The 26,698-nt window shown below is 64.7% G+C and carries 27 protein-coding genes; 10 read left to right on the top strand and 17 right to left on the bottom strand.

The genetic code is table 11. The features are described from left to right. Nucleotides 1–28: 28 nt before the first annotated feature. Nucleotides 29–334, bottom strand: a complete 306-nt coding sequence (locus tag DDZ17_RS18450) for a c-type cytochrome (RefSeq protein ID WP_116368450.1) — start codon at nt 332–334, stop codon at nt 29–31. A 131-nt stretch (nt 335–465) separates the two neighbouring features. On the opposite strand from DDZ17_RS18450, the gene yihA reads away from it, so the two are divergent. Next, nucleotides 466–1,128, top strand: coding sequence for a ribosome biogenesis GTP-binding protein YihA/YsxC (gene yihA, locus DDZ17_RS18455; RefSeq protein ID WP_116368451.1), 663 nt, complete (start codon nt 466–468; stop codon nt 1,126–1,128). 233 nt (nt 1,129–1,361) lie between these two features. On the opposite strand, the gene polA is transcribed toward yihA, so the two are convergent. Next, entirely contained in the window at nt 1,362–4,079 is a 2,718-nt protein-coding gene (gene polA / locus DDZ17_RS18460) for a DNA polymerase I (RefSeq protein ID WP_116368452.1), read from the bottom strand. 399 nt (nt 4,080–4,478) lie between these two features. Between polA and DDZ17_RS18465 the strand changes: the two genes are divergently transcribed. After that, a complete protein-coding gene (locus DDZ17_RS18465) occupies nt 4,479–4,757 on the top strand; it encodes a hypothetical protein (protein ID WP_157976724.1) in 279 nt (92 codons plus the stop codon). Nucleotides 4,758–4,811: 54 nt separating this feature from the next. On the opposite strand, the gene DDZ17_RS18470 is transcribed toward DDZ17_RS18465, so the two are convergent. The 4 genes from DDZ17_RS18470 to DDZ17_RS18485 form a co-directional block, all read right to left on the bottom strand. Continuing rightward, nucleotides 4,812–5,471 carry an SCO family protein gene (locus DDZ17_RS18470; RefSeq protein WP_116368454.1) on the bottom strand — a complete coding sequence of 220 codons (660 nt, stop codon included), beginning with the start codon at nt 5,469–5,471 and terminating at the stop codon, nt 4,812–4,814. Between the two features lie 72 nt (nt 5,472–5,543). Then, nucleotides 5,544–6,449, bottom strand: coding sequence for a heme o synthase (gene cyoE / locus DDZ17_RS18475; RefSeq protein ID WP_116368455.1), 906 nt, complete (start codon nt 6,447–6,449; stop codon nt 5,544–5,546). 21 nt (nt 6,450–6,470) lie between these two features. Beyond that, nucleotides 6,471–7,148, bottom strand: a complete 678-nt coding sequence (locus DDZ17_RS18480; RefSeq protein WP_241505953.1) for an SCO family protein — start codon at nt 7,146–7,148, stop codon at nt 6,471–6,473. Between the two features lie 3 nt (nt 7,149–7,151). Further along, entirely contained in the window at nt 7,152–7,922 is a 771-nt protein-coding gene (locus DDZ17_RS18485) for an SURF1 family protein (protein WP_116368456.1), read from the bottom strand. A gap of 88 nt (nt 7,923–8,010) precedes the next feature. On the opposite strand from DDZ17_RS18485, the gene DDZ17_RS18490 reads away from it, so the two are divergent. Beyond that, the gene (locus DDZ17_RS18490) at nt 8,011–8,271 is read left to right on the top strand and encodes a DUF2909 domain-containing protein (protein WP_116368457.1); all 261 of its coding nucleotides are present in this window, start codon (nt 8,011–8,013) and stop codon (nt 8,269–8,271) included. Here DDZ17_RS18490 and DDZ17_RS18495 read toward each other — a convergent pair whose 3' ends face one another. Genes DDZ17_RS18495 through coxB form a run of 4 tightly spaced genes read right to left on the bottom strand, consistent with a single transcriptional unit; the run spans nt 8,272 to nt 12,607 of the window. Beyond that, on the bottom strand, nt 8,272–9,237 hold the full coding sequence (locus DDZ17_RS18495; protein ID WP_116368458.1) for a cytochrome c oxidase subunit 3: 966 nt from the start codon (nt 9,235–9,237) through the stop codon (nt 8,272–8,274). Between the two features lie 46 nt (nt 9,238–9,283). Next, a complete protein-coding gene (locus DDZ17_RS18500; protein ID WP_116368459.1) occupies nt 9,284–9,844 on the bottom strand; it encodes a cytochrome c oxidase assembly protein in 561 nt (186 codons plus the stop codon). 12 nt (nt 9,845–9,856) lie between these two features. Beyond that, complete coding sequence (gene ctaD, locus DDZ17_RS18505) at nt 9,857–11,437, bottom strand: cytochrome c oxidase subunit I (protein WP_116368460.1); 1,581 nt, start codon at nt 11,435–11,437, stop codon at nt 9,857–9,859. A 15-nt stretch (nt 11,438–11,452) separates the two neighbouring features. Beyond that, nucleotides 11,453–12,607 carry a cytochrome c oxidase subunit II gene (gene coxB, locus DDZ17_RS18510; RefSeq protein WP_116368461.1) on the bottom strand — a complete coding sequence of 385 codons (1,155 nt, stop codon included), beginning with the start codon at nt 12,605–12,607 and terminating at the stop codon, nt 11,453–11,455. Nucleotides 12,608–12,939: 332 nt separating this feature from the next. On the opposite strand from coxB, the gene DDZ17_RS18515 reads away from it, so the two are divergent. Next, nucleotides 12,940–14,262 (top strand): MATE family efflux transporter, encoded by a 1,323-nt coding sequence (locus DDZ17_RS18515; RefSeq protein ID WP_116368462.1) that lies wholly within the window; start codon nt 12,940–12,942, stop codon nt 14,260–14,262. A 5-nt stretch (nt 14,263–14,267) separates the two neighbouring features. On the opposite strand, the gene DDZ17_RS18520 is transcribed toward DDZ17_RS18515, so the two are convergent. Then, nucleotides 14,268–14,510 carry a YheV family putative zinc ribbon protein gene (locus tag DDZ17_RS18520; protein ID WP_116368463.1) on the bottom strand — a complete coding sequence of 81 codons (243 nt, stop codon included), beginning with the start codon at nt 14,508–14,510 and terminating at the stop codon, nt 14,268–14,270. Between the two features lie 84 nt (nt 14,511–14,594). On the opposite strand from DDZ17_RS18520, the gene DDZ17_RS18525 reads away from it, so the two are divergent. Further along, complete coding sequence (locus tag DDZ17_RS18525; RefSeq protein ID WP_116368464.1) at nt 14,595–15,152, top strand: gamma carbonic anhydrase family protein; 558 nt, start codon at nt 14,595–14,597, stop codon at nt 15,150–15,152. A 6-nt stretch (nt 15,153–15,158) separates the two neighbouring features. Here the strand turns inward: DDZ17_RS18525 and aroE are convergent, their stop codons facing one another. The 6 genes from aroE to DDZ17_RS18555 form a co-directional block, all read right to left on the bottom strand. Continuing rightward, a complete protein-coding gene (gene aroE / locus DDZ17_RS18530; protein WP_116368465.1) occupies nt 15,159–15,995 on the bottom strand; it encodes a shikimate dehydrogenase in 837 nt (278 codons plus the stop codon). A gap of 76 nt (nt 15,996–16,071) precedes the next feature. Then, nucleotides 16,072–16,980, bottom strand: coding sequence for an oxygen-dependent coproporphyrinogen oxidase (hemF, locus tag DDZ17_RS18535; protein WP_116368466.1), 909 nt, complete (start codon nt 16,978–16,980; stop codon nt 16,072–16,074). Nucleotides 16,981–17,032: 52 nt separating this feature from the next. After that, nucleotides 17,033–17,593, bottom strand: a complete 561-nt coding sequence (gene tsaC, locus DDZ17_RS18540; RefSeq protein ID WP_116368467.1) for an L-threonylcarbamoyladenylate synthase type 1 TsaC — start codon at nt 17,591–17,593, stop codon at nt 17,033–17,035. Beyond that, entirely contained in the window at nt 17,593–18,096 is a 504-nt protein-coding gene (purE, locus tag DDZ17_RS18545; protein WP_116368468.1) for a 5-(carboxyamino)imidazole ribonucleotide mutase, read from the bottom strand. Before purE ends, tsaC begins: the two co-directional genes overlap by 1 nt. Nucleotides 18,097–18,337: 241 nt before the next feature. Continuing rightward, on the bottom strand, nt 18,338–19,477 hold the full coding sequence (dprA, locus tag DDZ17_RS18550) for a DNA-processing protein DprA (RefSeq protein WP_116368469.1): 1,140 nt from the start codon (nt 19,475–19,477) through the stop codon (nt 18,338–18,340). Nucleotides 19,478–19,640: 163 nt separating this feature from the next. Continuing rightward, nucleotides 19,641–20,666, bottom strand: a complete 1,026-nt coding sequence (locus DDZ17_RS18555) for a LysM peptidoglycan-binding domain-containing protein (RefSeq protein WP_116368470.1) — start codon at nt 20,664–20,666, stop codon at nt 19,641–19,643. Nucleotides 20,667–20,901: 235 nt separating this feature from the next. On the opposite strand from DDZ17_RS18555, the gene def reads away from it, so the two are divergent. The 5 genes from def (at nt 20,902) to DDZ17_RS18580 (ending at nt 26,694) form a co-directional block, all read left to right on the top strand. Then, nucleotides 20,902–21,408 (top strand): peptide deformylase, encoded by a 507-nt coding sequence (gene def, locus DDZ17_RS18560; protein WP_116368471.1) that lies wholly within the window; start codon nt 20,902–20,904, stop codon nt 21,406–21,408. Nucleotides 21,409–21,410: 2 nt separating this feature from the next. Further along, a complete protein-coding gene (gene fmt / locus DDZ17_RS18565) occupies nt 21,411–22,427 on the top strand; it encodes a methionyl-tRNA formyltransferase (RefSeq protein WP_241505954.1) in 1,017 nt (338 codons plus the stop codon). Next, complete coding sequence (rsmB, locus tag DDZ17_RS18570; protein ID WP_116368472.1) at nt 22,427–23,719, top strand: 16S rRNA (cytosine(967)-C(5))-methyltransferase RsmB; 1,293 nt, start codon at nt 22,427–22,429, stop codon at nt 23,717–23,719. The genes fmt and rsmB overlap by 1 nt, the downstream gene beginning before the upstream one ends. A 131-nt stretch (nt 23,720–23,850) precedes the next feature. Beyond that, nucleotides 23,851–25,227: a Trk system potassium transporter TrkA gene (trkA, locus tag DDZ17_RS18575; RefSeq protein ID WP_116368473.1), complete on the top strand. Its 1,377-nt coding sequence runs from the start codon at nt 23,851–23,853 to the stop codon at nt 25,225–25,227. An 18-nt stretch (nt 25,228–25,245) separates the two neighbouring features. Continuing rightward, entirely contained in the window at nt 25,246–26,694 is a 1,449-nt protein-coding gene (locus tag DDZ17_RS18580; protein WP_116368474.1) for a TrkH family potassium uptake protein, read from the top strand. Nucleotides 26,695–26,698 lie beyond the last annotated feature (4 nt).

Below are 26,698 nucleotides of genomic sequence, written 5' to 3' on the forward strand. Positions count from 1 at the left end.
CAAGCGTAAACTTTCGGAGGCCGCCAGCTTATTTGGCCGGCGTTGCCATGAATTCGATCAGGGCTTTGTAGTCCTCATCGCTGCAGTCAAAGCACATACCTTTGGGGGGCATGGCGTTGAAGCCGTTGTGCACGGACTCCATCAGCACATCGTCACCCTTGTCCAGATGCGGCTTCCAGGCCTCCACGTCATGGGTCTTGGGAGCGCCGGCAGTGCCGGCCGCATGGCAAATGGCACAGCTCTTGTTGTACTTGTCCATGGGAACCTCCGCCTGGCTTACGGCAGAGAAAGTGGCCGTGATCAGCACGGCGGCGGCAGCAGTCAGTGTTTTCATTAACCCACCTCGAAAACTCGAATGGTTTTATAATTCCCCGCGCCAAAACAAAAAATTAGCCGGGGAACCGGCATAAAAAGCTGTGGCATTATATACGACTTATCCACCGCAGAAAAAGGCAAGCCAGGCCCATGTCCGAGGCACCCGAAACTCCCGCCCCCACAGCCCCGGACTACCGCAGGGCCGAATTTTTGACCAGCGCCGGTAAATTTGCCCAATGCCCGGAGGACAGCGGCTGGGAAGTGGCCTTTGCCGGGCGCTCCAATGCCGGCAAATCCAGCGCCATCAACAGCCTGACGGGCAATGCCAAGCTGGCGCGCACCTCCAAGACGCCCGGCCGCACCCAGCTCATCAACTTCTTTACCCTGAGCCCCAGCCAGCGCCTGGTGGACCTGCCCGGCTACGGCTTTGCCAAGGTGCCACAGAAGGTCAAGCTGGAATGGACCAAACAACTGGAGGCCTACCTGGCCCAGCGCCAGAGCCTGCGCGGCCTGGTGCTGCTGATGGATGTGCGCCACCCCCTGCAGCCCTTCGACCAGCAGATGCTGGGCTGGGCCCTGGCCGCCCACATGCCGGTGCACATTCTGCTGACCAAGGCGGACAAACTGAAAAAGGGACCGGCGGGCAACACCCTGCTGCAGGTACGCAAAGAGTTGAAGGCCCACGCCGACCTGGTGAGTGTGCAGCTGTTTTCCGCGCTCAAGCACAGCGGCCACAAGGAGCTGATCAAGGTGCTGGACGGCTGGCTGACCGACGACTCCGTCTATGAAGACGAGGAAATTGAATCTGTTTGACCGGGGCGGGAAAGTCTGCAAAAAGGGCAAGGCTGCTGCAAAAAAAGCCCGGTGCCTATAGGGGGGTAGGCGACCGGGCAGCTTGGGTCTCTGGGGAAGAGACTTTGCTCTGATGGCGGCCCATGGAGAGTGACCGCCGGAGCGTGTAGCAGCAAGCTACGTCTACTCTGACTGGCCCTCCCCGGCTTAGTTCCAGCCCGGCGAGAAAAATTTCAAATAATTCTCCCCCGTCGTCAGTGGGCCTCGTCCCAGTTGTCGCCCACGCCCGCCTCCACCAGCAGCGGCACGGCAAGGCTCGCCGCACCGGACATCAGCTCGCACACCCGGGCGCTGATGGCATCAACCTTGTCACGCGCCACCTCCAGCACCAGCTCGTCGTGCACCTGCATGATCAGGCGGGCATCGGCGCCCTCCTCCCGCAGCCAGGCGTCCACCGCCAGCATGGCCTTTTTGATGATGTCCGCCGCGCTGCCCTGCATGGGGGCGTTGATGGCGGTGCGCTCGGCGGCCTGCACCCGCATTTTATTGCGGGCGTTGATCTCCGGCAGGTAGAGACGGCGGCCGAACAGGGTTTCCACGTAACCCTTGTCGTGAGCCTGTTCCCGGGTGCGATCCATGTAGTCCTGCACCCCGGGGTAGCGCTCGAAGTAGCGATCGATGTATTCCTGGGCCTCGTTGCGCCCCAGGTGCAACTGGCGCGCCAAACCAAAGGCGGACATGCCGTAGATCAGGCCGAAGTTGATGGCCTTGGCCTTGCGGCGCTGCTCGGCCGATACCGCCGCCAGCTCGGTGCCAAAAACCTCCGCGGCCGTGGCCCGGTGCACGTCCTGGCCTTCGCGGAAGGCACCGAGCAGGCCCTCATCGCCGGACAGGTGGGCCATGATGCGCAGCTCGATCTGGGAATAGTCCGCCGCCACAATGCGGTAGCCCTCGGGGGCGATGAAGGCCTGGCGCACGCGCCGGCCCTCCTCGGTGCGAATGGGGATGTTCTGCAGGTTCGGGTCCGAGGATGACAGCCGCCCGGTGGCCGCCACCGCCTGGTGGTAGGAGGTGTGTACGCGCCCGGTTTTCGGGTTGATCATCTCCGGCAGCTTGTCGGTGTAGGTGGACTTCAGCTTGCTCAGGCTGCGGTACTCCAGCAGCACCTTGGGCAGGGGGTAGTCCAGGGCCAGCTCCACCAGCACCTCCTCCGCCGTGGAGGGCGCGCCCTTGGGCGTCTTGCGGATCACCGGTAATTCCAGCTTCTCGAACAGGATTTCCCCCAGCTGCTTGGGCGAGCCCAGGTTGAAGGGCTGGCCGGCGAGGTCGTGGGCCTGTTGCTCCAAAGCCTGCAGGCGCTTGCCGAGATCGCCACTCTGCTGCTGCAGCATCTCGCGGGACAGCAGGGCCCCCTGCCGTTCGATGCGCGACAGCACCGGCACCAGGGGCAGCTCGATGTCGTGGAACACGCCGGCCAGGTCGCCCTCGGCCTCCAGCCTCGGCCACAGACACTGGTGCAGGCGCAGGGTGATGTCGGCATCCTCGGCGGCATAGGGGCCGGCCTGCTCCAGCGGAATCTGGTTGAAGGTGAGCTGCTTGGCGCCCTTGCCGGCAATGTCTTCAAAGTGGATGGTCTTGTGGCCGAGGTACTTGAGGGCCAGGCTGTCCATGTCGTGGCGGGTGGCCACCGAATCCAGCACGTAGGACTCCAGCATGGTGTCGTAGCGGATGCCGCGCAGCGTAATGCCGTGGTTGGCCAGCACGCTGGCATCGTACTTGAGGTTCTGCCCTACCTTGGCGCGCGCATCGTCTTCCAGCAGCGGCTGCAACTGGGCCAGTACCGCGTCGCGCTCCAGTTGCTCGGGGGCACCCGGATAGTCATGGGCCAGGGGCACATAGGCCGCCTCCCCCGCCGCCACTGCAAACGACAGGCCGACGATTTCGGCGTCCATATAGTTCAGGCTGGTGGTTTCGGTATCGAAGGCAAACAGCTCGGCCTGGGCCAGACGCGCCAGCCAGGCATCCAGCACTGACTGCTCGGTGATGATGTCATAGCGGGCCTCCACCGCCTCGCTCTGCACCACATCGCCCTCCCCCAGCAGCTCATCCAGCCAGGCCTTGAACTCCAGCCGGGTGTACCACTCAAGCAGGGCCTCTTTGTCCGGCGCACCGTTGGCGAGATCCTCCGGGGTGTCATCCAATTCAACGTCGGTTTTGATGGTCGCCAGCTCGTAGGACAAAAATGCCTTGTCGCGCTCGGCTTCCAGCTTGGCGGCCATGGATTTGGACCCGCGAAAACCCAGCTCGGCCACCTTGTCCAGGTTGGCGTAGAGCGCCTCGAGCCCGCCCAGGCCCTGCAGCAGGGCCAGCGCGGTTTTTTCACCAACGCCCGGAACGCCGGGAATGTTGTCGACTTTGTCGCCCATCAGGGCAAGAAAATCGATGATCAGCTCAGGCGGAATGCCGAACTTCTCCTCCACACCGGCCACATCCATCACCGTGTCGGTCATGGTGTTCACCAGGGTGGTGTTGGCATCCACCAGCTGCGCCATGTCCTTGTCGCCGGTGGAGATGATGACCGCCCTGCCCTGGGCACTCGCCTGCCGCGCCAGGGTGCCAATGACGTCGTCGGCCTCCACCCCGGGCACACACAGCAGCGGCAGGCCCAGGGCCCGCACCAGGGCGTGAATGGGCTCTACCTGCTCGCGCAGCTCATCGGGCATGGGCGGGCGCTGGGCCTTGTATTCGGCAAACAGCTCATCGCGGAAGGTCTTGCCCTTGGCGTCGAACACCACCGCCACCGGGCTCTCTGGATAGTCCTTCATCAGGCGCTTGATCATGCTGATCACACCTTTGACGGCACCAGTGGATTCCCCTTTGGAATTGGTTAGCGGCGGAAGGGCGTGGAAGGCGCGATAGAGGTAGGAGGAACCATCCACCAGAACCAGGGGCGCAGTGTGGGAAGCGGGCATAGGCATTCTCGGGTCGCAGTGTATCCAGGCGCGCGCTGCGACAGTGATCGACTGCACCAGCTCGGCTGACCAAGCGGGCATTAAAGCCCAAGCCACCCCGGATTGCCACGCCGACAGCCCCCCTGCCCCCTCCGCTGCCCGGCAGCGCCGCCGCGCCACACGGCCTGTTACCCGCCGGAATTAGGCCGCAAAAACATGAATATTTTGTTAACTAAAATAGAACGAACCCATAAAACTCACTATTTATTCTTATAAAACAGAGAGTTAGTAGTCATACGTGAATTTGCACAAAGTTAACCGCCCCCCTTGAAACATCACAAAATAACGCCACAATACACACCCAAGTAACAAAAGTGTTACCCGAAAAGGAAATTGGTAACACCCATAGAGGATGACATCATGAAAGTACGTTCTGTTTTAGCTCTTTTAACACTGGCCGTGGCTCCCCTGGCCAACGCCCAATCCGTTGACCAGGTGCTGGTGCGCGCCGCGCAGGCCGCCAAGGCCGAAATCCAGGCGCAGGAAGCCCAGGAGGCCCCCGCCAGCGAGCGTGACGTGGCCAACCTGGCGACTAAAGTCGAACTGGTTGCGGTAGACCTGGACAAGGTATTGGAGCAACGCTTCGATCGCGGCGGCGACATTCCCCGCCCGTCGGAAGCCATGCTGGTGAGCAACTAAGTCACCCGCCACGCACCGGCGCGCTATTGCGGCGCGCCGCCGTCACCCTGGTGCTCAGTGGTCCCAGAGATAACGGGCCGAGCGGTAGGTGACCTTCATCTTCGCCAGATCCAGCGGCGCCTTGAAGAAGCCGTGGTAGTCACCACGGGGATTGATCAGCACCACGTTGGCGCTGTGATCCACCTGGTAGTTCTCGCCTTGCCCTGGCACCTTGCGAAAAGGGGTGTTCAGGGCGGTGGCAAAGCGGTGCAGGTCCAGGAATTCGCCGGTTACCCCGACAAACGCCGGGTTGAAGTAGGGCACGTACTGGGCCAGTTGCTCGGGGGTATCCCGCGCCGGATCCACTGACACCATCACCACCTGCGTATCCGCCGCCTCGGTGCCTTCCAGCTCCCCGACAAAGTCATTGAGGAAGCTCATGGTGGTGGGGCAGATATCAGGGCAATAGGTAAAGCCAAAGAATACCAGCGTCCAGTGCCCCTCCAGGCGCGCCGGCGTGAAAGGCTTGCCGGCCTGATCCACCAACGCAAACTCACCGATATCCCGCGGCGTTTCAAACATATAGGCGCCGTTCGCCTTCATTTCTGGCTCGCTCATGATGCGCGGCAGGCCAATGCGGTGCACAAAGCCCGCCACCACCACCACCATGAACAGCACCACAACCGCTACCGTCCACTGAATGCCGCGTCGCTGGCGGCGCGCCGCCTCAGTCATGTTGCGCTCTTTTCGCTGCCATCAGTCTCATCTATCGTCGCTCCTTCATCGGCTTTTGCGCGCGTTCGCAGCTTACAGGGTGGCCACCGGGAACAGGTAGTGGTCCACCAGCATCACAACGAACAGGGCCATCAGGTAAATAATGGAGTATTTGAAGGTTTCCATCGGCGCCTTCGGGTTGCGGTCACGCAACAGCTCGATGGCCCAGTACAAAAAGCCGCCGCCCAGCACCACCGCGCCCAGCAGGTAGAGCGGCCCACTCATGCGGGTGACAAAGGGGAGGAGGGTGATGGCAAACATCATCAGGGTGTAGAGCAGAATGTGCACCTTGGTGAACTTTACCCCGTGGGTCACCGGCAGCATGGGGATGTCCACCGCGGCATATTCCTCGCGCCGGTGGATGGCCAGGGCCCAGAAGTGCGGCGGCGTCCAGGCGAAGATGATCAACACCAGCAACAGGGCGTGGCCGTGAATTTCGCCGGTGACGGCGGTCCAGCCGAGCAGGGGAGGGGCCGCGCCCGCCAGCCCGCCAATCACAATGTTCTGGGGCGTGGCCCGCTTCAGGAACATGGTGTAGACAAAGGCGTAGCCCACCAGGGAGGCCAGGGTCAGCCAGGCGGTGAGGGCGTTGATCCAGATCATCAGGATGGCCATGCCGGCCACCCCCAGCACGGTAGCGAACACGATGGCGCCACGGGTGCTGACCCGCCCCTTGGCCACCGGGCGGTTGCGGGTTCGGGCCATGCGCTGGTCCACCTGCTGGTCCACCAGGTGGTTGACGGCGGCAGCCGCGCCGGCACACAGGGCAATGCCGAGGTTGCCCAGAATCAGCACGTGCCAGGGCACCATGCCCGGCACCGCCATGAACATGCCGATGGCCGAGGTGAGGATCATCAGCAGGACAACATTGGGCTTGGTCAGCTCCTTGTAGTCCCGCCAGCTGGCTTTCTGGCCAGCGATTGCGCTGCTTTCAGACATGGTGTGGCACTAGGTCGCTAATCAGTTGCTGGAGTTTTTCAGCAGGAATTTAAGGTCGGCGATGACATCCTTGTAGGAGACGCTGTCATCGTAGCGCATCATGATCCAGCCGGCCGGGTCCACCAGGTACCAGCTGTCCGGGGCGTCGGCATGCTCCGGGAACAGGCTCTGCATTTGGCCGGAGGTCCCTGTCAGCGCCAGTACCTCCGGGTGTTCGCGCTCCAGGTAGGTGGCAAAATCCGCTGGCAGGGGATGCCCGTCGCTGAGCTGGTCCACCGCAAGGCGGGTACTGCCGGGCTTGATGTCGCTCACGTAGAAACGGCGGATGCGATTGTACTCTTTGCCCATCGCCAGGTGTATCTGCCGGGTCAGGTACAGCAGGTGCTCGCAGGCACTGTCGCAGCGTGCACTCTCGTTGGCCACCACAAAGGTCCACTGGGGCTCCAGCACACTGAAGGCAAAGGCACTGCCATCGGCCTCTGTCAGCCCGGCCTCCGCCAGCTGCCGCGGCGGCTGCACCAGGTTGCCGCGATTGGCCGTGCCCAGCACGCCGACGATGTCGAGATCGCCCTTCACCACGAAGAACCACAGCCAGGAGGCAGCCAGGATCATGGTCACCGGCAGCCCGGCGATCAGCAGCAGTACCAGGCGCCCATTACTGGCGCCAGCTGCGGCGGGGGTTTTGCTGTTACTTTGCACCACTTAGTTCTCCTGGGTTTCACGCCGGCGCAGCCACTGCCAGAGGTTGGAGCTGCGCAGCAGGAACAGTATCACCAGCGCCAGCGCCATGCAGAACCACTGCACGGCGTAGCCGGTGTGCTTGGCCGGGCTTGCGTTCACCACCGGCCACTCGGCCACCAGTGCCGCCGGATCCTCGGACGCCAGGCGCAGCGACCAGGGCAGTACAGGGCGGCCAATTCGCTCGCCCAGCGCTTGCGCTACACCGGTGGCTTCCACCGACTGCACCACCAGCGGCCAGTCGCCATCCAGGGCCTGCTCGCCCAGCAGGTAGGGCTCGTCGGGCGGTACGTACAGGCTGCCGTGGATAACCTGCGCACCCGCTGGCTGGGGCACACGGGGCAGGGCACGCCGGGCCGGATCGCCCGCCACCCAGCCGCGGTTCACCAGCAGGCTGCGCTCGCTGCCCGCCAAATGAAAAAGGCCAATCACTTCATAACCAAAGCGGCCCTGCTTGATGCGGTTGTCCAGCAGCAGGTAACGCTGGGGGTCGAATTCGCCACGGGCAAGGGCAGGGCGGTAGGCCAGCTCCGCCGGCGGCAGCTGCCACAGCTGGCCGGCCTCCGCCGCTGGCAGGGCCCGGCGCGCCTCAAAGGTTGCCGCCAGGGCGCGCTTTTCATCGGCCCGCTGCAATTGCCAGAAGCCAAGGCCAATCAACAGGGGCAGCAGCAGGGCGGTAAACAGGGTAGTGCGCCACTCCAGGTCGAACTTAAGGCCCACGGCAGGTTGCACCATCAGTGCGCTCCCGGGGGCCGGCCGGGCCCCGGCGGCAACAAGGGTGCGCCTGGTTTATACTGCCCGGCCCTGAACGAGGAAGTGAACATTGCTGAAGATCGCGATAATACTGCTGATGGTTGCGCTGGTGGCGAGCCTGGCGAGCGGGTTCTATTTTCTGATGGTGGACCAGGGCGACCGCCACAAGCGCCGCCTGTGGCATTCACTGGGTGTGCGCCTGGGCCTGGCCATTGGGCTGGCGGCCCTGATTGTCTACGGCGTGGCCACCGGCCAGCTGGGCCACCGCAATCCCTGGGATGCCGGGCCGGCGCAACAGGCGCCAGCGGCATCCGGGGACACGGCGAACTGATTACAGAATGTAGACAAACAGGAACAGGAACACCCACACCACGTCCACAAAGTGCCAGTACCAGCTGGAGGCTTCAAAGCCAAAGTGGTCATCGGCGGTGAAGTGACCGTATTTCACGGAGCGAATCCACTGGATCAGCAGCATGGTCATGCCCATCATCACGTGGAAGCCGTGGAAGCCGGTCAACATGAAGAAGGTTGAGCCGTAGATCCCTGAGTTCAGGGTCAGGCCGAAGTGGGCGTAGGCTTCGTAGTATTCCAGCGCCTGTAGGCCAACGAAGGTAATCCCCAGTAGCACGGTCAGGCCGAGCCAGAGATTGAACTTCTTCTTGTTGCCATCCAGCAGCCCCAGGTGGGCAATGTGCACCGTCACGCTGGAGGAGAGCAGGATAATGGTGTTCCACAGGGGCAACCACTTGTACCAGGCGCCGGCTTCGGCGAAGGCCATGCTCTTCTCGTAGCTCTGGAACTCACCATTATTGGCAATCAACTGGTTGCCAACACCGCCCACCGCTTCCTGGGGCGTGGCCGCCATCGGCCAGCTGTACTGGAAGCCTTCCCACAATAGATCGTTCATGCGTCCGGCTTCGCCCTCACCGGCCAGCCAGGGGCCGGCCAGGGTGCGCACGTAGAACAGGGTGCCGAAGAAGGCGAAGAAGAACATCACCTCGGAGAAGATGAACCAGAACATACCCAGCACATAGGACTTTTTCAGCTGGGCGCTGTTCATGCCGGCGATGTTTTCGCGAATGGTGGTGCGGAACCACACAAACAGGGTGCCGGCAAAGAAGGCCAGGCCGACGTAGAGAATGGTCCACGAAGGGGCACCGTCACCAAAGGTCATCTGGTTCAGGCCGTGGGACGCGCCGAAGATGCTGAGAATCAAGCCGATGGTGGCACACACCGCCAGCTTGCTCTTCTCCGGTACGTAATACTTTTCGTACTCAGTGGATGTTTCGGTATTCATCTTATTGGTTCTCCATTGAACTCACACCGGCCCCCGACCGGTGACATCAGCGCGTGGCGATTGCACCCTGCGCCATATCGGTCACATCAAATATCGTATACGAGAGCGTGATTGTGTGGATATCCCGCGGCAGTTCGCGATCGACAATGAACTGCAGCGGCATTTCCGCCCCGGACTCGCCCTCCAGCGGCTGTTGGTTGAAGCAGAAGCATTCCGTTTTGTGAAAGTACTCGGCGGCGCGGCTTGGCGACACGCTGGGTATCGCCTGGGCCACCATGTCCTTCGCCAGGGGGTTGTAGGCGTTAAACACAGTGTCGTTGGACGCGCCCGGGTGCACTTTCATCACCGTCTGGCTGGGGGAAAACTCCCAGGGCATGCCTTCGTTGTTGGTGGCCACGAACTGGATGGTAACCACCCGGTCCTCGTCCACACCGGATTGCACCGCGGTATAGGCCTGACCCGAGGTCTTGCCGTTGATGCCAAGGGCATCACACAGCACGTTGTACAGCGGCACCATCACCACAAACACAAAGGCAAACATGCAAATCGCCACCGCCACCAGCTTGGCGGCGGTGTCGATGGCGGGATTTGCGCTGATGCGTATCACGGCTGGCTACCCTCAGGAGTGCGCGTGGCCCGGGTCGATCTTGGGCGGCGTTTCAAAGGTGTGGTAGGGCGCCGGCGTCGGCACCGTCCACTCCAGGCCTTCGGCGCCATCCCAGACTTTTTCGTCGGAGGTGGGCTTGCCGGCCACGATGGTCGCAATCACGTTGTACAGGAACAGGATCTGCGAGGAGCCATAGATGAAGGCGCCGATGCTGGACATCATGTTGAAGTCAGCAAACTGCAGGGCGTAGTCCGGAATCCGCCGCGGCATGCCCGCCAGCCCCACAAAGTGCTGCGGGAAGAAGGTGAGGTTGAAGCCAATGAAGGAAATCCAGAAGTGGGTCTTGCCCATGGTTTCGTTGTACATCTTGCCGCACCACTTGGGCAGCCAGTAGTACACCGCAGCGGTCATGGAGAACACCGCGCCCGCCACCATCACGTAGTGGAAGTGGGCCACCACGAAGTAGCTGTCATGGTACTGGAAGTCCGCCGGGGCAATGGACAGCATCAGGCCGGTAAAGCCGCCGATGGTGAACAGCACCAGAAAGCCCAGTGAGAACAGCATCGGGGTTTCGAAGGTCAGCGCACCGCGCCACATGGTGGAGATCCAGTTGAACACCTTCACCCCGGTGGGCACGGCAATCAGCATGGTGGCGTACATGAAGAACAGCTCACCGGCGATCGGCATGCCCACGGTGTACATGTGGTGGGCCCACACGATGAAGGACAGGAAGGCGATGGAGGCCGTCGCGTAGACCATGGAGTCGTAGCCGAACAGCGGCTTGCGCGAGAAGGCTGGGATGATCTGGGACACCACGCCGAAGGCCGGCAGGATGATGATGTATACCTCGGGGTGGCCGAAGAACCAGAACACGTGCTGGAACAGCACCGGGTCACCGCCACCGGCAGCACTGAAGAAGCTGGTGCCGAAGTGGATGTCCATCAGCATCATGGTCACCGCCCCGGCGAGCACCGGCATCACCGCCACCAGCAGGAAGGCGGTGATCAGCCAGGTCCACACGAACAGCGGCATCTTCATGTAGGTCATACCCGGGGCGCGCAGGTTCATCACCGTGGCGATGATGTTGATCGAGCCCATGATGGAGGAGATCCCCAGCACGTGGATACAGAAGATGAAGATGGTCACCGACGGCGCCGCGTAGGTAGTGGACAGCGGGGCGTAGAAGGTCCAGCCGAAGGCCGGGGCGCCGCCGTCCATGAACAGGGTGCTGGCCAGCAGCAGGAAGGCCGGAGGCAGGATCCAGAAGCTCCAGTTGTTCATCCGCGGCAGGGCCATGTCCGGCGCCCCGATCATCATCGGGATCATCCAGTTGGCCAGGCCCACGAAGGAGGGCATGATCGCGCCGAATACCATCACCAGCCCGTGCAGGGTGGTCATCTGGTTGAAAAACAGCGGGTCAACCAGTTGCATGCCGGGCTGGAACAGCTCGGCACGGATAACCATGGCGAAGGAGCCGCCCAGGATAAACATGGCGAACGAGAACCACAGGTACATGGTTCCGATGTCTTTGTGGTTGGTGGTAAAGAGCCACCGTGAAAGGCCCTTGGCAGGACCGTGATGATGATCTCCCATCGTTATCTCCTCCAATTAGCCTTTTTTGTGATTGAAAACGTCGATCGGCTGGACGGTGTCGCCCATGTTGTTGCCAAACGCGTTGCGCTGATACGTGATGACAGCCGCCATGTCGACATCGTTGAGCTGGCCGCCAAAGGCCTGCATCGCGGTGCCGGGCACGCCGTTGATGCCCACCTCAAGGTGGCCGGCCAGATCGCCGGTGGCAATCGGGCTGCCGGCGATGGCATTACCCAGGCCGCCTTCACCGCTGGCGCCGTGACAGGCCGCACAGCTGCGATCGTAAACCGCCTTGCCGCGCTCCATCAGTTCGTCCATGGAGAAGGTCTGGGCCATCAGCTTCTTGATTTCGGCCGCTTCCGCCTGCTTCTCGCTGAGCCAGCTGGCGTACTCTTCCTTGCTCACCACGTTGACCACGATGGGCATGAAGCCGTGATCCTTGCCGCACAGCTCCGCGCACTGGCCACGGTACACGCCCTCTTCGGACGCGTGGGTCCAGGTTTCGTTGATGAACCCGGGGATGGCGTCTTTCTTCACCGCCAGCTCCGGCACCCACCAGGCGTGTATCACGTCGTTGGCGGTCACCAGGAAGCGGACTTTGGTATCCACCGGGATCACCAGGGGCTCGTCCACCTCCAGCAGGTAGTGCTCGCCCTTGTCCTCGGTGTTGTAGATTTCGCCCTGCGGCGTGCGCAGGTTACTGAAGAAGGCGACATTTTCGCCGCTTTCGTTCAGGTATTCGTATTTCCACTTCCACTGGTAGCCGGTAATGAGCACGTCCATTTCGGCGTCCTCAAAATCGTAGATTTCCAGCAGGGTGGAAGTGGCGGGAACCGCCATACCGATAAGAATGAAGAAGGGCACAACGGTCCAGGCGATCTCGACCTTGGTGCTCTCGTGAAAGGTAGCGGGTGTAACACCCCGTGATTTGCGGTGGTAGTAGATGGAGTAGAACATCACCCCGAATACCAGCACGCCGATGATGACGCAGATCCAGAAGATGGTCATGTGCAGATCAAAGATACGCTGGCCCACTTCGGTAGCGCCCGGTGACATATTGATTTCATTCACCTTGGCAGCCGCGGCAGCGGTACCGGCTTGCAGCAGGCCGAACAGCATCAGCACAGGACCAAGCGCCAGGGCAGTGAGCCGCTTCGCTCTCAAGAACATTTCCCGTGTCTCCATTATTTATATCGGTTATTGTCCCCACAGCCAGCGCGCCCGGTGAAGTCTGCTCGCCACACCCCTGTGTAAAGTCCGTAGCCGCTGGCAGATGCGGCCACTGACCGTTGGGAGTGCAGAATTAGGAGACGTCTTGAACGTACCAGCTGACACAGTCGCAGCCCCTGCGACCAATTGTCGCGGGAGGCAAGCTTCCCGAGTATACCGAAAGAAAATCGCAAAACCTACACGGTGCAAGGCTTTCCCCACCCCGGTCGAGGTACACCCGCCCCAGCCAGGCCCGGTGCTGGTTTGGCACCGAAGCCCCAGAGGCACAATATATGCCCGCATTTAGCGCGCTGGACCGCAAAATCTGGGGTATAGCCTGGCCGGCGATCCTCTCCAATATTTCCATACCCCTGCTGGGGCTGGCGGATGCCACCATTCTCGGCCACCTGGACAGCCCCCGCTACCTGGGCGCGGTCGCCATCGGCGGCTCCCTGCTGGCGTTTCTGTACTGGGGCTTTGGCTTTCTGCGCATGGGCACCACCGGGCTGGTGGCCCGCGCCGCCGGGGCCGGGCGCGAGCAGGAGGCACTGCTGGTGCTGGCGCGCTCGGCCCTGCTGGCGCTGCTGATTGCCATCGCCCTGCTGGCCCTGCACCCCCTGCTGCTTGGTGCCGGCTTTGCGCTGATGGCGCCGGCGGCGGACATCCTGCCCTTCGCCGACAGCTATGTGCGCATCCGCCTGTACAGCGCACCGGCGGTGCTTATCACCTACGCCGTGGTGGGCTGGTGCATTGGCCGCCAGGACACCCGCCGACCCCTGCTGATCGTGGTGAGCGCCAATGTGCTCAACATCTTGCTGGACCTGCTGTTTATCCTCGGCCTTGGCCTGACCAGCGACGGTGCCGCCCTGGCCACGGTAATCGCCGAATACACCGGCTGCGCCCTGGCCCTGTGGCTGGTGTGGCGGGCCCTGCCGGATACCCCGTGGCGACACATCGCCAGCCAGCTGTGGCAGCCGGCGCAGTACCGCGCGTTACTGCGCAGCAACTGGCACCTGTTTGTGCGCACCATCTGCCTGCTGGCGGGTTTTGCGTTTTTCACCGCCGCCGGCGACAAGCTGGGCGCCACCGTACTGGCCGCCAACGCGCTGATGCTGCAACTGCTGATGTTCTGCGCCCATGCCCTGGACGGCTTTGCCTTTGCCGCCGAAGGGCTGACCGGCCAGCGGCAGGGCGCCGGGGACCGCGCCGGCTTCCGGGCCGCGGTGCAACGTTGCGCCCTGTGGTGCGGCATCACCGCCGTGCTGCTGACCGCGCTGCTGTGGCTGGGGGGCTACCTGCTGCCCCAGTGGCTGACCGCCCTGGAGCCGGTGCGTCAGTCACTGCGCGAGCACTGGCCCTGGCTGCTGCTGATGCCGCTGGCCGCCGGCCCCAGCTACCTGCTGGACGGGGTGTTCATCGGCACCGCGCAAACCCGGCCGATGATGGTGTCGATGCTGGCCAGCATGGCGCTGGTCTACCTGCCGGTGTGGTACCTGAGCCGGGGCTGGGGCAACCACGGCCTGTGGCTGGCCTTTGTGCTGTTCAACGCCGCCCGCGGCACCACCCTCTATCCCGCCTACCGGCGGCGCTGGGGCGGCAAACAAGGGGGGTGTTGAGGGTATCAGTCGGGTTTTTTGGCCGGGTCCAACAGCCGCACCGCTTCTTCCGGTGCATCGCTGCGCCGGGCAGGGCGGTTGACCCGGGTGCGGGGCTCCTGCCGGGGGGCGTCGGTGGGGCGGGCCTCACTGAAACCGCAGGCCACGCATTCGCGCTCGTCGGTGTCCGCATCCACCACGATAGTGTCCATCTCGCTGCAACGGGGGCAGACGGCTCCGGCGATAAAGCGGCGGCGGTGGGCAGGCATGGATAGACCTCGTTGCGGCGTTGCCGGGGCTGGCAGGGTGAAAACAGGGCCGCTATTGTAGCAGTTTTGCCGGAGCACCCTGCGATGAAGCACTACACCCCAACCAGCCTGCGCAGTTTCCGCGGCCAGCGCCCGGTACTCGGCGAGCGGGTACTGATCGACCCCAGCGCGGTGGTGCTGGGAGACGTGGAACTGGGCGATGATGTGTCGGTGTGGCCCCAGGCCGTGGTGCGCGGCGATATGCACCGCATCCGGGTGGGTGCCCGCACCAGCGTGCAGGACGGCTGCGTGCTGCACATCACCCACGCCGGGCCCTACAACCCCGAGGGCTGGCCCCTGCTGATCGGCGAGGACGTCACCATCGGCCACAACGCCACCCTGCACGGCTGCAGCATCGGCAACCGGGTGCTGGTGGGCATGGGCGCCACGGTGATGGACGGCGCGGTGGTAGAGGACGAGGTAGTCATCGCCGCCGGCGCCCTGGTCACCCCCGGCAAGCGCCTGCGCAGCGGCTACCTGTACGCCGGCAGCCCGGCGCGGGAAATGCGCGCGCTGTCGGATTCAGAGCGGGAGTACTTCTGCTACAGCGCCAACAACTACGTGCAGCTGAAAGAGCAGCACCTTGCGGAGCTGGAGGCCTGAGGCGGCTCAGGCGGCGGCCAGGGCCTGCCGCAGCTGGTTGATCACCGGGCCGGTGGCGGGCCGCACCCGCCGCCAGCGATAGAAGGATTCCGCCGCCTGTTCCACCAGCATGCCGAGGCCATCGGCCACCGCCCAGGCGGTGTTCAGGGCCGCCCAGCGCATGAATACGGTGGGCTCGGCGCCGTACACCATGTCGTAGCAGCAGCTGCGCGCTGTCAGCAGGCTGCCGGGCAATTCAGGCATGTCGCCGCTCAGGCTGGCGCTGGTGGCATTCACCACCAGGTCGAACTGGCGGTCCGCCAGCAATTCGTAACCACCGCCATCAATGGCGCCCAGCTCGGCGAATTCCGCCGCCAGGTCGCGGGCTTTTTCGGCGGTGCGATTGACAATGGTCAGCGAGCGGGGCTTTTCCCGCAGCAGGGGTTCCAGCACCCCGCGCACCGCGCCGCCGGCACCGAGCACGAGCATGCGCTGGCCCTGCAGGGTCCAGCCCAGGTTGGCCACCATGTCCCGCACCAGGCCGACACCGTCGGTATTGTCGCCATAGAGCTGGCCCTCATCGCTCAGGTAGAGGGTATTGACTGCGCCGGCACGACGGGCACGCTGGCTGCATTCGTCCGCCAGGGCAAAGGCCTGCTGCTTGAAGGGCACGGTGACATTGAGGCCGGCGCCGCCACCCTCGAAAAAGTTGCGCACGGAGCGCTCGAAAGCATCCAGCTCCACCCGCACGGCGCGGTACTGCATAGCCTGGCCGCACTGCTCGGCAAAGGCGGCGTGAATCAACGGGGACTTGCTCTGCTTGATGGGATTGCCAAAGACGGCATATTTGTCGCTGCTACTCATATCCCCTATTTCCAGTGCTGGTTCCGGTTCTGGTTCCGGTTGTCGTTCCGGCGCTGGCGCCGGTGCTGCTGCCCGTTCAGGCCGGCTGCAACCAGTCCCGCGGCTGCAGGAAGTACTCGGTCAGCTCCGCCTCGGGTGTGCCCGGGGCCGGCTGGTAGTCGTATTCCCAGCGCACCAGCGGCGGCAGTGACATCAGGATCGCCTCGGTGCGCCCATCAGACTGCAGCCCAAACAGCGTACCGCGGTCAAACACCAGGTTGAACTCCACATAGCGCCCCCGGCGGTAGAGCTGGAACTGACGCTCGCGCTCGCCGTAATCCGTGCCCTTGCGGCGCTGCACGATGGGCAGGTACGCCGGGATATAGGAGTCCCCTACCGCGCGCAGGAAGGCAAAACTGGTGTCGAAATCCCAGCGGTTCAAATCGTCGAAGAACAGGCCGCCGACGCCGCGTGGTTCACGGCGGTGCTTGAGGTAGAAGTAGTCGTCACACCACTGCTTGAACTCGGGATAGACAGTGTCACCGAAGGGCTCGCAGGCCTCGAAGGCAGTGCGGTGCCAATGCTGGCAGTCCTCGCGGTTGCCGTAGTAGGGGGTCAGGTCGTAACCGCCGCCAAACCACCACACCGGGGCTTCGCCGGGCTTTTCCGCCACGAACAGGCGCACATTGGCGTGGGAGGTGGGCACATAGGGGTTGCGCGGGTGAATCACCAGCGACACACCCATGGCCTGGAAGCTGCGTCCGGCCAGCTCTGGCCGCGCCGCACTGGCGGAGGCGGGCAGGCCCTCGCCATAGACGTGAGAGAAGTTCACCCCGGCTTTTTCAAACACGGCGCCTTCGCCGAGCACCCGGCTGCGGCCACCGCCTCCGGCCTCCCGCTGCCATTCATCCACGATGAATTCCGCCTGGCCATCCTCGGCGGCCAGGGCGTCGCAGATGCTGTCCTGCAGGGTCAGGAGGTAGTGTTTGACGGCGTCGATTTGCATGCTGAGAAAACCCGCGTTGAGGACAGGCGGGGCATTATAGGCCGCCGCGGGCTCAGGTTCGAATAATTTGGTCGGTAAGCAGGTCGCGAATCACACTGGGGCGGGCGGCACCGCCGACGGCACCGGGCACCAGCGCATCCAGCTCGGCGCCAAAATAGCGCTGCACCTGAAAGGCCGAACGCGGCGCCTGGCAACCGGAGCGGTTGGCAGAGGTGGACACCAGCGGCCCGCCCCAGGCGCGGCACAGGGCCGCCATGCCCGGGTGGGCGGTCACCCGCACCGCCACGGATTCACGCCCGCCGTGAATCCAGGCGGGCACCAGGCCGCGGTGCGGAATAAGCCAGGTGGTGGGGCCGGGCCAGGACAGGGCCAGTTTGCTGTGCTGGGCCTCGGTCAGCCCCTCCAGCAGTGCGGCCACCTGGTCGGTGGAGGCGGCCACCAGAATCACCCCCTTGTCCATCGGCCGCTGCTTCAGCGCCAGCAGGCGCTCAACGGCGTCGAGGTTGTCAGGGTCGCAGCTCAGGCCCCACACGGCTTCGGTGGGGCAGGCCACCACGCCGCCCGCAGCGAGGGTGCGGACGGCCTCCTGCAACCGCAGGGGGGTGGCGGACATCAGCCTTTCAGGGAGGCCTGCAGGGCTTCGTCTTTTTGGCGGATGGCCTCGGCATTGGCAGCGCGCTCTTCACGCAGCTTTTCGGCCAGGCTCTCGTCGCCCACTGACAGGATCTGGGCGGCCAGGTAGGCGGCGTTCTTGGCGCCGGCCTTGCCAATGGCCACGCTGGCCACCGGGATGCCCGCGGGCATTTGCACGGTGGACAGCAGGGCGTCCAGGCCGTCCATGGAGGCATTCATCGGCACGCCGATCACCGGCTTGACGGTGGTGGCGGATACCGCACCGGCCAGGTGAGCAGCCATGCCGGCAGCGGCGATAAAGACCTGGCAACCGCGGGCCTCGGCATCCTTGATGAAGGCCTTGGTCACTTCCGGGGTGCGGTGGGCAGAGGTGATGCGGGCTTCGAAGGGAATGCCGAAGGAGCGCAGCACAGCAAAGCTCGCCTCCATTACCGGCAGATCGGAATCGGAACCCATAACGATAGCAACAAAGGGCTTGCTCATAGCGTTTCTCCGCGAATTGGGATGGACCGTGTCAGTCCGGGGGGGTGAAAGAGCGCGAAATGTACCCAAAGGTGCCCGGGAAGGCAAGGCGCAACGGGGGTTAGGAAGGGTTTGGAGAGGGTAGTGGGGGCAGGGAGAGAATAGTCGCAGGGCAGGAAGGGAATAGAGGGCGGGCGGGGTGGGATATGGTTGAGAACAATACGGGGCTTCGCGCCCTTCCGACCGCCGACCAGCGGCAGCCTCAGGCGCGGCTGTAGGCGCCGCTGTGTCGCCGCACCCGGCCGGCCAGTTCCAGCGCCGCCAGGCGTGCCAGCACCTGGGCCAGGGGCAGGCCGCTGTGCAGCACCAGCTCGTCGGCCGTGGCGCGTCCATCGCCGATCAGTTGCAGAAGGGGGTCGTCCTCCGCCGGGGTTTGCTGCGGCGCGTCGGTGGCCGGGCCGGCTTGCGGCGGCGCTGCAGCACGCGGCTCCTGGCCGCTGCCCGGCAGCAGGGCCAGCTCCGCCAGCAAATCGTCGGGGCTCTGCACCAGGCCGGCGCCGTCGCGCAGCAGGCGCAGGCAGCCGGCGCCACCGCTGTGATAGGCCGACCAGGGCAGGGCGAACACCTCCCGCCCCTGCTCCAGGGCCGTACCGGCGGTGATCAGGGAGCCACTGGGCAGGGCTGCCTCCACCACCAGCACCCCGAGGGCCAGGCCGCTGACGATGCGATTGCGGCGCGGGAAATGCTCCGGCAGCGGTTGGCTGCCTGAAGCAAATTCGGTTACCAGGCAGCCCCGGGCCGCAAGCTCGGCCCCCAGTGGGCGGTGCCGGCGGGGGTAGATTTGCTCGATGCCGGTGGCCATCACCGCCACGCTGGCCCCGCCCGCGTCCAGCGCGCCGCGATGGGCGGCGCCATCCACCCCCAGGGCCAGGCCACTGGTGACCACCAGCCCCGCCCGCGCCAGTTCCGCGGCGAACTCCCCGGCTGCCCGCAGGGCATCGCCGCTGGCCCGTCGCGCCCCCACGATGGCCAGCTGCGGGCGCTGCAGCAGGCTCGCGTCGCCCCGGTAGTAGAGCAGCGGCGGCGGATCGTAGATGGCCTTGAGTTGAGACGGGTAGTCGGCATCGGCAAGGCAGAGCAGGCGGGCCTCGCAGGACAGCGCCGCTTCCAGTTGCCAGTCGACGTCGATGCGCGGATCAGGGCTGCGCCCCCTGTCCCGCAGCCGCCCGAAGGCGTCGGCCAACCCCGGTGCCGCGCGGCGCAGCGCGGGCCAGCCCCCGGGGTCGGACTGCCACAGGGCGTCGATGCCGCCGTAGTGGCCAAGCAATTGCCCCAGCTGGCCCGGGGTCAGTTTCGGCAGCGCCTGCAACAGCAGGGCGCGCCTGAGTGTTTCAACCGCCATAACCCTCGTCCCTGAGTGCTGCGGTGCTTTGTTGAGTGTCGAGCTAAATGCCGTGCCGGGCGGTGCTCGCGCCGCCACTATGAAAGTGGCCGCAGCGCCATGCAACCGACTGCCGGAAATGGATCAGGTTTTCAGGGGGAGAGGGCGGGCGACCCGCCGCCCGTCAGGGATTTTTGACTTTGTCGCCGACCTTCAGCGGATAGCTGGCCTTGAGCACGATGGCATAGCTGGCTTTTTCTGCCGTCTCGAACACCATTGCCAGCCCGGCGCGCACATCGGGCAGCAGCACGTTGTCGCGTGCCACCTGGTCGAAAATCAGCTCGCCGGTCTGGTAGATGGCCAGCACATCGCCGATGCGCAGGCCCTCGCGCTCGCCGCGGTTGAGCACCACGATGTCGGTGGTGCCGATCTGGGTGACACCGCCATCGACGGCAATCATAAAGCCGTTCTCGACCTCCTCGGCGGGCGCGCGCGGGTAGAAGGTGGCGTCCAGCACCCGCTCCTCGTTGGGCAGCAGGCGATCGGCAATGCGCACTTCCTCGGTCACGCGGGTCACTTCCAGCTCGGTTACCTCGTCGCGATGGCTGCTGAGCAGGCGGGTGCTGCCGATGTCCTGGGCGCGATAGCCGAGCAGTTCGTTACTGATGGGGTCGCGGTAGGCCTCGCCGGCCCGATAGATGCCATAGGCGCGCTCACCTTCGGGGAAGGGGCCGCGGCCGTAGACATGGTCGCCCGGCGCGCTGATCAAATGCCCCTGGGCACCGGCCACAACGTAGGCGGAGTTGTTCAGCTCGTCGGCGCTCATGATGCGGTTGCGATTGAGGAAGGCGCCAATCTGGTCCAGCGGGATGGCCGGGATGGCCAGATCCAGCGGGCTCACATGCATGTTGGGGGAGAGCTTCATGTCGCCCCGGCGCAGGCGCAGGCGCGGCTGGCCATCGACCCAGACCAGGTAGAGTTCATCGCCGGGGTAGATCAGGTGAGGGTTGTCGATCTGCGGGTTCACGTCCCACAGTTCGGGCCATAGCCAGGGTTCGCGCAGGTAGATGCCGGAGATATCCCAGAGGGTATCGCCCTTTTTGACGATGTAGACCTCCGGCACGTCGTCGTTCAGCTCCACCGCCTGCAGCGCTGAACAAAACAGCAGCCACACCGTCAACAGCAGTCCCGAAAGTGCCCTGGATCCCATGGTTCTGTCCCTGCCCAAGCTTGTTATTATCCGCCCCGCCGCCGCCACCTCCCTACCGATGCGGCCGGTGGCGCCGCTCCCCAGTTGCGCAGCCCCTGATGCCCTGGCGCTGGGCACATTTGCGCTGGCGGATGTATAATTGCCAACAGTTTGCGGTGGTCATTCGCCACTGGCAAGTGCAAATGTTATTAATTCACTCGGGCCGCCCGGCCTGCCAATCTCCCCCAGGAAACCGATGGCCATTCTCGACATCCTCGAATTTCCCGACCCTCGCCTGCGCACCACCGCGCGCCCGGTGACCGAGGTCACCGATGCCACCCACGCGCTGATCGACGACATGTTTGAGACCATGTACGCCGCTCCCGGGATCGGCCTTGCCGCCACCCAGGTGGATGTCCACGAGCGCCTGCTGGTGATCGATGTCAGCGAGGACCGTTCGGAGCCGCTGGTGTTCATCAACCCCGAAGTGGAGGTGCTGGACCCGGTGCTTGGCGAATACGACGAGGGCTGCCTGTCGGTGCCCGGCTTCTACGAAACCGTGAACCGCCCGCGCCGCGTGCGGGTCAGCGCCCTGGACCGCAACGGTGAAGCCTTCACCCGCGAGCTGGAGGGCCTGCTGGCCATCTGCCTGCAGCACGAAATAGACCACCTGGACGGCAAACTCTTTGTTGACTACATCTCCCCGCTGAAGCGTCAGCGCATTCGCAAAAAGCTGGAGAAAGACCAGCGCCGCCGGGCCTGACCGTGGCGGATACCGCACCGCTGCGCCTGCTGTTTGCGGGCACCCCCGAATTCGCCGCCCACCACCTGGATGCCCTGCTCGGCAGCCGCCATCAGGTGGTGGCGGTGTACACCCAGCCCGACCGCCCCGCCGGGCGCGGCAAAAAGCTGCAGGCCAGCCCGGTCAAGCAGCGCGCCCTGGCGGCACACCTCCCGGTCTGCCAGCCCGCCAGCCTGCGGGATGAACAGGCCCAGCGCGCGCTGGCGGACCACGGTGCCGACGTTCTGGTGGTGGTGGCCTATGGCCTGATTCTGCCCCAGGCGGTGCTGGATGCGCCGCGCCTGGGCTGCCTGAATGTGCACGCCTCCCTGCTGCCGCGCTGGCGCGGGGCCGCGCCCATCCAGCGCGCCATTGCGGCGGGGGATACCGAGAGCGGCGTGACCATCATGCAGATGGACGCCGGCCTGGATACCGGCGCCATGCTGGCCACCGCCCGCTGCGCCATTGGCCCCCACGCCACCACCGCCAGCCTGCACGACGAGCTGGCGGCCCTTGGCGCGCCCTGCCTGCTTGAGGTGCTGGATGACCTGCCCGCCCACCAGGCCCGCGCCCGGGTGCAGGATGACAGCTTGGCCACCTACGCCAGCAAAATCGAGAAAGCAGAGGCCCGGCTGGACTTTGCGCTACCGGCGGCCGAGCTGGACCGTCGCATCCGCGCCTTCAATCCCTTCCCTGTCTGCTTCAGCGAGCTGGGCGAGACCCGCGTGAAGGTGTGGCAGGCCCGCCCCGAGGGCGGTGGCCGGCTGGCGGCGCCCGGCACCGTGGTGCACAGCGACCGCGATGGCATTCGCGTGGCCTGCGGCGAAGGCAGCCTTTGCCTGCAGGTGCTGCAACTGCCGGGCGGCAAGGCCCTGCCGGTGGAGGCGCTGCTGAATGCCCACGGCGAGCGCTTTGCCCCGGGTGCCGTTTTCGGGGCACACGCCAGCACGGGCACCACCACTGGCACCGCCACTCTCACCACCCGCGGCAACGCCGGCTGATGGCCGGGGACTGCCGGGCCGCTGCTGCCCGCGTTCTGGCCCGGGTGGCCGGCGGCCAGTCGCTGAACCAGGCGCTGCCGGAACAGCTGGGCGCCGTGGCGCCGCGGGATACCGCCCTGCTGCGCGAGCTCTGCTACGGCAGCTTGCGCCTGTGGCCGCGGCTGGAGGCGTTGGCCGACCAGCTGCTGGACAAGCCCCTGCGCGGCAAAGACCGGGACATCTATGCCCTGATCCTGGTCGGCCTCTACCAGCTTGACGCCACCCGGGTGCCCGATCACGCGGCGGTTGCCAGCACGGTGGGCGCCACCCGCTCCCTGGGCAAGGGCTGGGCGCGGGGGCTGGTCAACGCCCTGTTGCGCCGCTATCTGCGGGAGCGGGATGCGCTGGAGGCCGCCCTGCCGCCCGCCGCCCGCGCCGCCCATCCGGCCTGGCTGCTGAAGCGCCTGCAGAAAGAATTCGACATGCTGGATGCCTTGCTTGCCGCCAACAACACCCGCCCGCCCATGGCCCTGCGGGTCAACCTGTCCCGCGTGCAACGCGCCGATTACCTGCACCAGCTTGAGACGGCCGGTATCGCCGCCCGCCCCGGGGCGCTGGCAGGCAGTGCCCTGTACCTGGAGCAGGCGGTGGACGTCACCAGCCTGCCGGGCTGGGACGAAGGCCTGGTCAGCGTGCAGGACGAGGCCGCCCAGCTCGCCGCGCCGCTGCTGGCGGCCGGTGCCGGCGAGCGCGTTCTCGACGCCTGCGCCGCCCCGGGCGGCAAGAGCTGCCACCTGCTGGAAGGCCAGAACAAACTGGCGGAGCTGGTGGCCATGGACATCGACGGGGAACGGCTGGCTCGGGTGGAGGACAACCTGCAGCGCCTGCAGCTCGCCGCCCGGGTGATTGTTGGCGACGGCGCCGCGCCACCGCCGGAACTGGCCGCCGGGAGCTTTGACGCCATCCTCGCCGACGCCCCGTGCTCCGCCTCCGGCGTGATTCGCCGCCACCCGGACATCAAACTGCTGCGCAGGCCCTCGGATATCACCCAGCTGGCCGGCCAACAGCTGGCCATTCTCAAGGGCCTGTGGCCCCTGCTGAAACCGGGCGGACGCCTGCTCTATGTGACCTGCTCGGTGCTGGCCGAGGAGAACAGCGCGGTGGTGGCCCGCTTCCTCGACACCCAGCACGACGCCGCTGAGCAGGTGCTAGCGGTGAACTGGGGCGAGGTGCGCGCGCACGGCCGCCAGCTGTTGCCACAGGAAGACGGGCCGGATGGACTCTATTTCGCGCTGCTGACCAAGTCGACCTGATGCCGGTGCTTAGCGATCTGCCGGCCGCTGCCCTCTTTTTACCAGGCGCCACGCTATACAGCCCTGGCCCATGTGCTTACAATCGCCCCATCCATTAAGGTGCTGAGAACTTCCCACGGGGTCCCCGGGCCATGAAAATCATTATTCTGGGCGCCGGTCAGGTAGGGGGAACACTGGCCGAACACCTGGCCAACGAGCAGAACGACATTACGGTGGTCGATACCGACGCCGACAAGCTGCGCAATTTGCAGGACCGCCTGGACATCGGCACCGTGCTTGGCGGCGCCTCCCACCCCAATACCCTGTACCGCGCCGGCGCCGAGGATGCCGACATGCTGATTGCCGTCACCAACAGCGACGAGATCAACATGATGGCCTGCCAGGTGGCACACAGTATTTTCAATACCCCCACCAAAATTTCCCGGGTGCGCTCGCCCAATTACCTGGCCCACCAGGAACAGCTGTTCAACCCGGCCAACGTGCCGGTGGATGTAATCATCGGGCCGGAGCAGCTGGTCACCAAGAACATTCGCCAGCTGATCGCCAACCCCGGCGCCCTGCAGGTACTGGACTTTGCCGATGGCAAGGTGCAGCTGGTGGCGGTGCGGGCCTACTACGGCGGCCCGCTGGTGGGGCAGGAGCTACAGGAAATCCGCAAGCACATGCCCAAGGTGGACACCCGCGTGGCGGCCATTTTCCGCCAGGACCGGCCCATCCTGCCCGAGGGCAGCACGGTGATCGAGGTGGACGACGAAGTGTTCTTCATCGCCGCCCGCCAGCACATCCGCGCGGTGATGTCCGAGCTGCGCAAGGTGGACAAGCCCTACAAGCGGGTGATGATCGCCGGCGGCGGCAACATCGGCGCCACCCTGGCCCAGAGCATCGACAGCCAGTACCAGGTCAAGGTGATCGAAAAATCCTATAACCGCTGCCGCATGCTGTCGGAGCGACTCAAGCACGCCATTGTGCTGTGCGGCAGCGCGGCGGAGCCGCAACTGCTGACGGCGGAGAATATCGAGAACACCGACGTGTTCTGCGCCCTTACCAACAACGACGAATCCAACATCATGATGTCGATGCTGGCCAAGCGCATGGGCGCCAAGAAGGTAATCACCCTGATCACCAACGCCGCCTACGCCGACCTTGTGGGGGACGAAATCGACATCGCCATTTCGCCCCAGCAGATCACCATCGGCAGCCTGCTCACTCACGTGCGCAAGGGCGACATCTCCAACGTGCACTCCCTGCGCCGGGGCGCCGCCGAGGCCATTGAGCTTATTGCCCATGGCGACGCCTACTCCTCCAAGGTGGTGGGGCGGCAGCTGGACGAGATCAACCTGCCCGAGGGGGTGACCATCGGCGCCATCGTGCGCGGCGAGGAAGTGCTCATCGCCCACGGCAACGTGGTGGTGGAAACCGACGACCACGTCATCCTGTTCCTGGTGGACCGCAGCCGTATCCCGCAGGTGGAAAAGCTGTTCGCGGTCGGCTTCGGCTTCTTTTCCTGACGCCGGGCACGCAACCCCATGCATCTTGGCACCACGCTTCGCGTTCTCGGCATTCTGCTGATGCTGTTCAGCAGCACCATGCTGGTGCCGCTGGTGGTGGGGTTGATCGCCGACGACCACACGGTAAATGGCTTTCTGGTGGCCCTGTCCATTACCTTTTTCTCCGGGCTGCTTATGTGGCTGCCGGCGCGGGCCACGCGCCATGAGCTGCGCATTCGCGACGGCTTCCTGATTACCTCCCTGTTCTGGACGGTGCTCGGCCTGTTCGGGGCCCTGCCCTTTGCCTTCGAGGATGCCCTGGACCTCACCCCCACCGAGGCCATCTTTGAATCCATCTCCGGCCTCACCACCACCGGGGCCACGGTGATCACCGGCCTGGACAGCCTGCCCCACTCCATCCTCATCTACCGCCAGATGCTGCAGTGGCTGGGGGGCATCGGGATCATTGTGGTGGCGGTGGCGGTGCTGCCCATGCTGGGCATCGGCGGCATGCAGCTGTACCGCGCGGAAATCCCCGGCCCCACCAAGGATTCCAAGCTCACCCCACGCATCACCGAGACAGCCAAGGCCCTGTTCACCGTGTATGTGGCCCTCACCGCGGTGTGCGCCCTGTGCTACTACCTGGCGGGCATGAGCGCCTTCGACGCCATCGGCCACGCCTTTTCCACCGTGACCATCGGCGGTTTTTCCACCCACGACGCCAGTATGGCCTGGTTCGACAGCAATGTGATCCTGCTCATCTGCAGCCTGTTCATGTGCATTTCGGCGATGAACTTTGGCCTGCACTACCTGGCCTGGCGGCGCCGCTCGCTGACCCAGTACCTGGGGGATTCCGAAACCAAGTTTTTCGGTGGCATTGTGCTGGTGTGCATCGCCATTACCTGCGCCCACCTGATTCTGTCCGGAGCCATCGCGCCGGCAGACGCGGTGGTACACGGGCTGTTCCAGGCCATTTCCATCACCACCACCACCGGCTTTGCCAGCGAGAACTTCGCCCTCTGGCCCACCTTCCTGCCGGTGATGCTGCTGATGTTCTCCTTTATGGGCGGCTGCGTCGGGTCCACCGGGGGCGGCATCAAGGCCATGCGCCTGATGCTGATCTACAAGCAGGGGATTCGCGAGCTGAAGCAGCTGGTGCACCCCCAGGCGGTGATCCCCCTGAAGATGGGCAAGCGGCGGGTGGAGGCGGCGGTGGTCAGCGCCGTGTGGAGCTTCTTCGCCGTGTATATGTTTTCGTTCATCACCATTTTGCTGCTGCTGATGGGCACCGGGCTGGATTTCATCACCGCCTTCTCCGCCGTGGCCGCCTCCCTCAACAACCTCGGCCCGGGGCTGGGCGACGTGGCCGCCAACTACGCCGGCATCAACGAAACCGCCAAGGCCCTGCTGTGCTTTGCCATGCTGCTGGGCCGGCTGGAGGTGTTCACCCTGCTGGTGCTGTTCACCCCCATGTTCTGGCGCCTCTGATGCC

The organism is Parahaliea mediterranea (assembly GCF_003402235.1).
Classification (GTDB): Bacteria; Pseudomonadota; Gammaproteobacteria; order Pseudomonadales; family Halieaceae; genus Parahaliea; species Parahaliea mediterranea.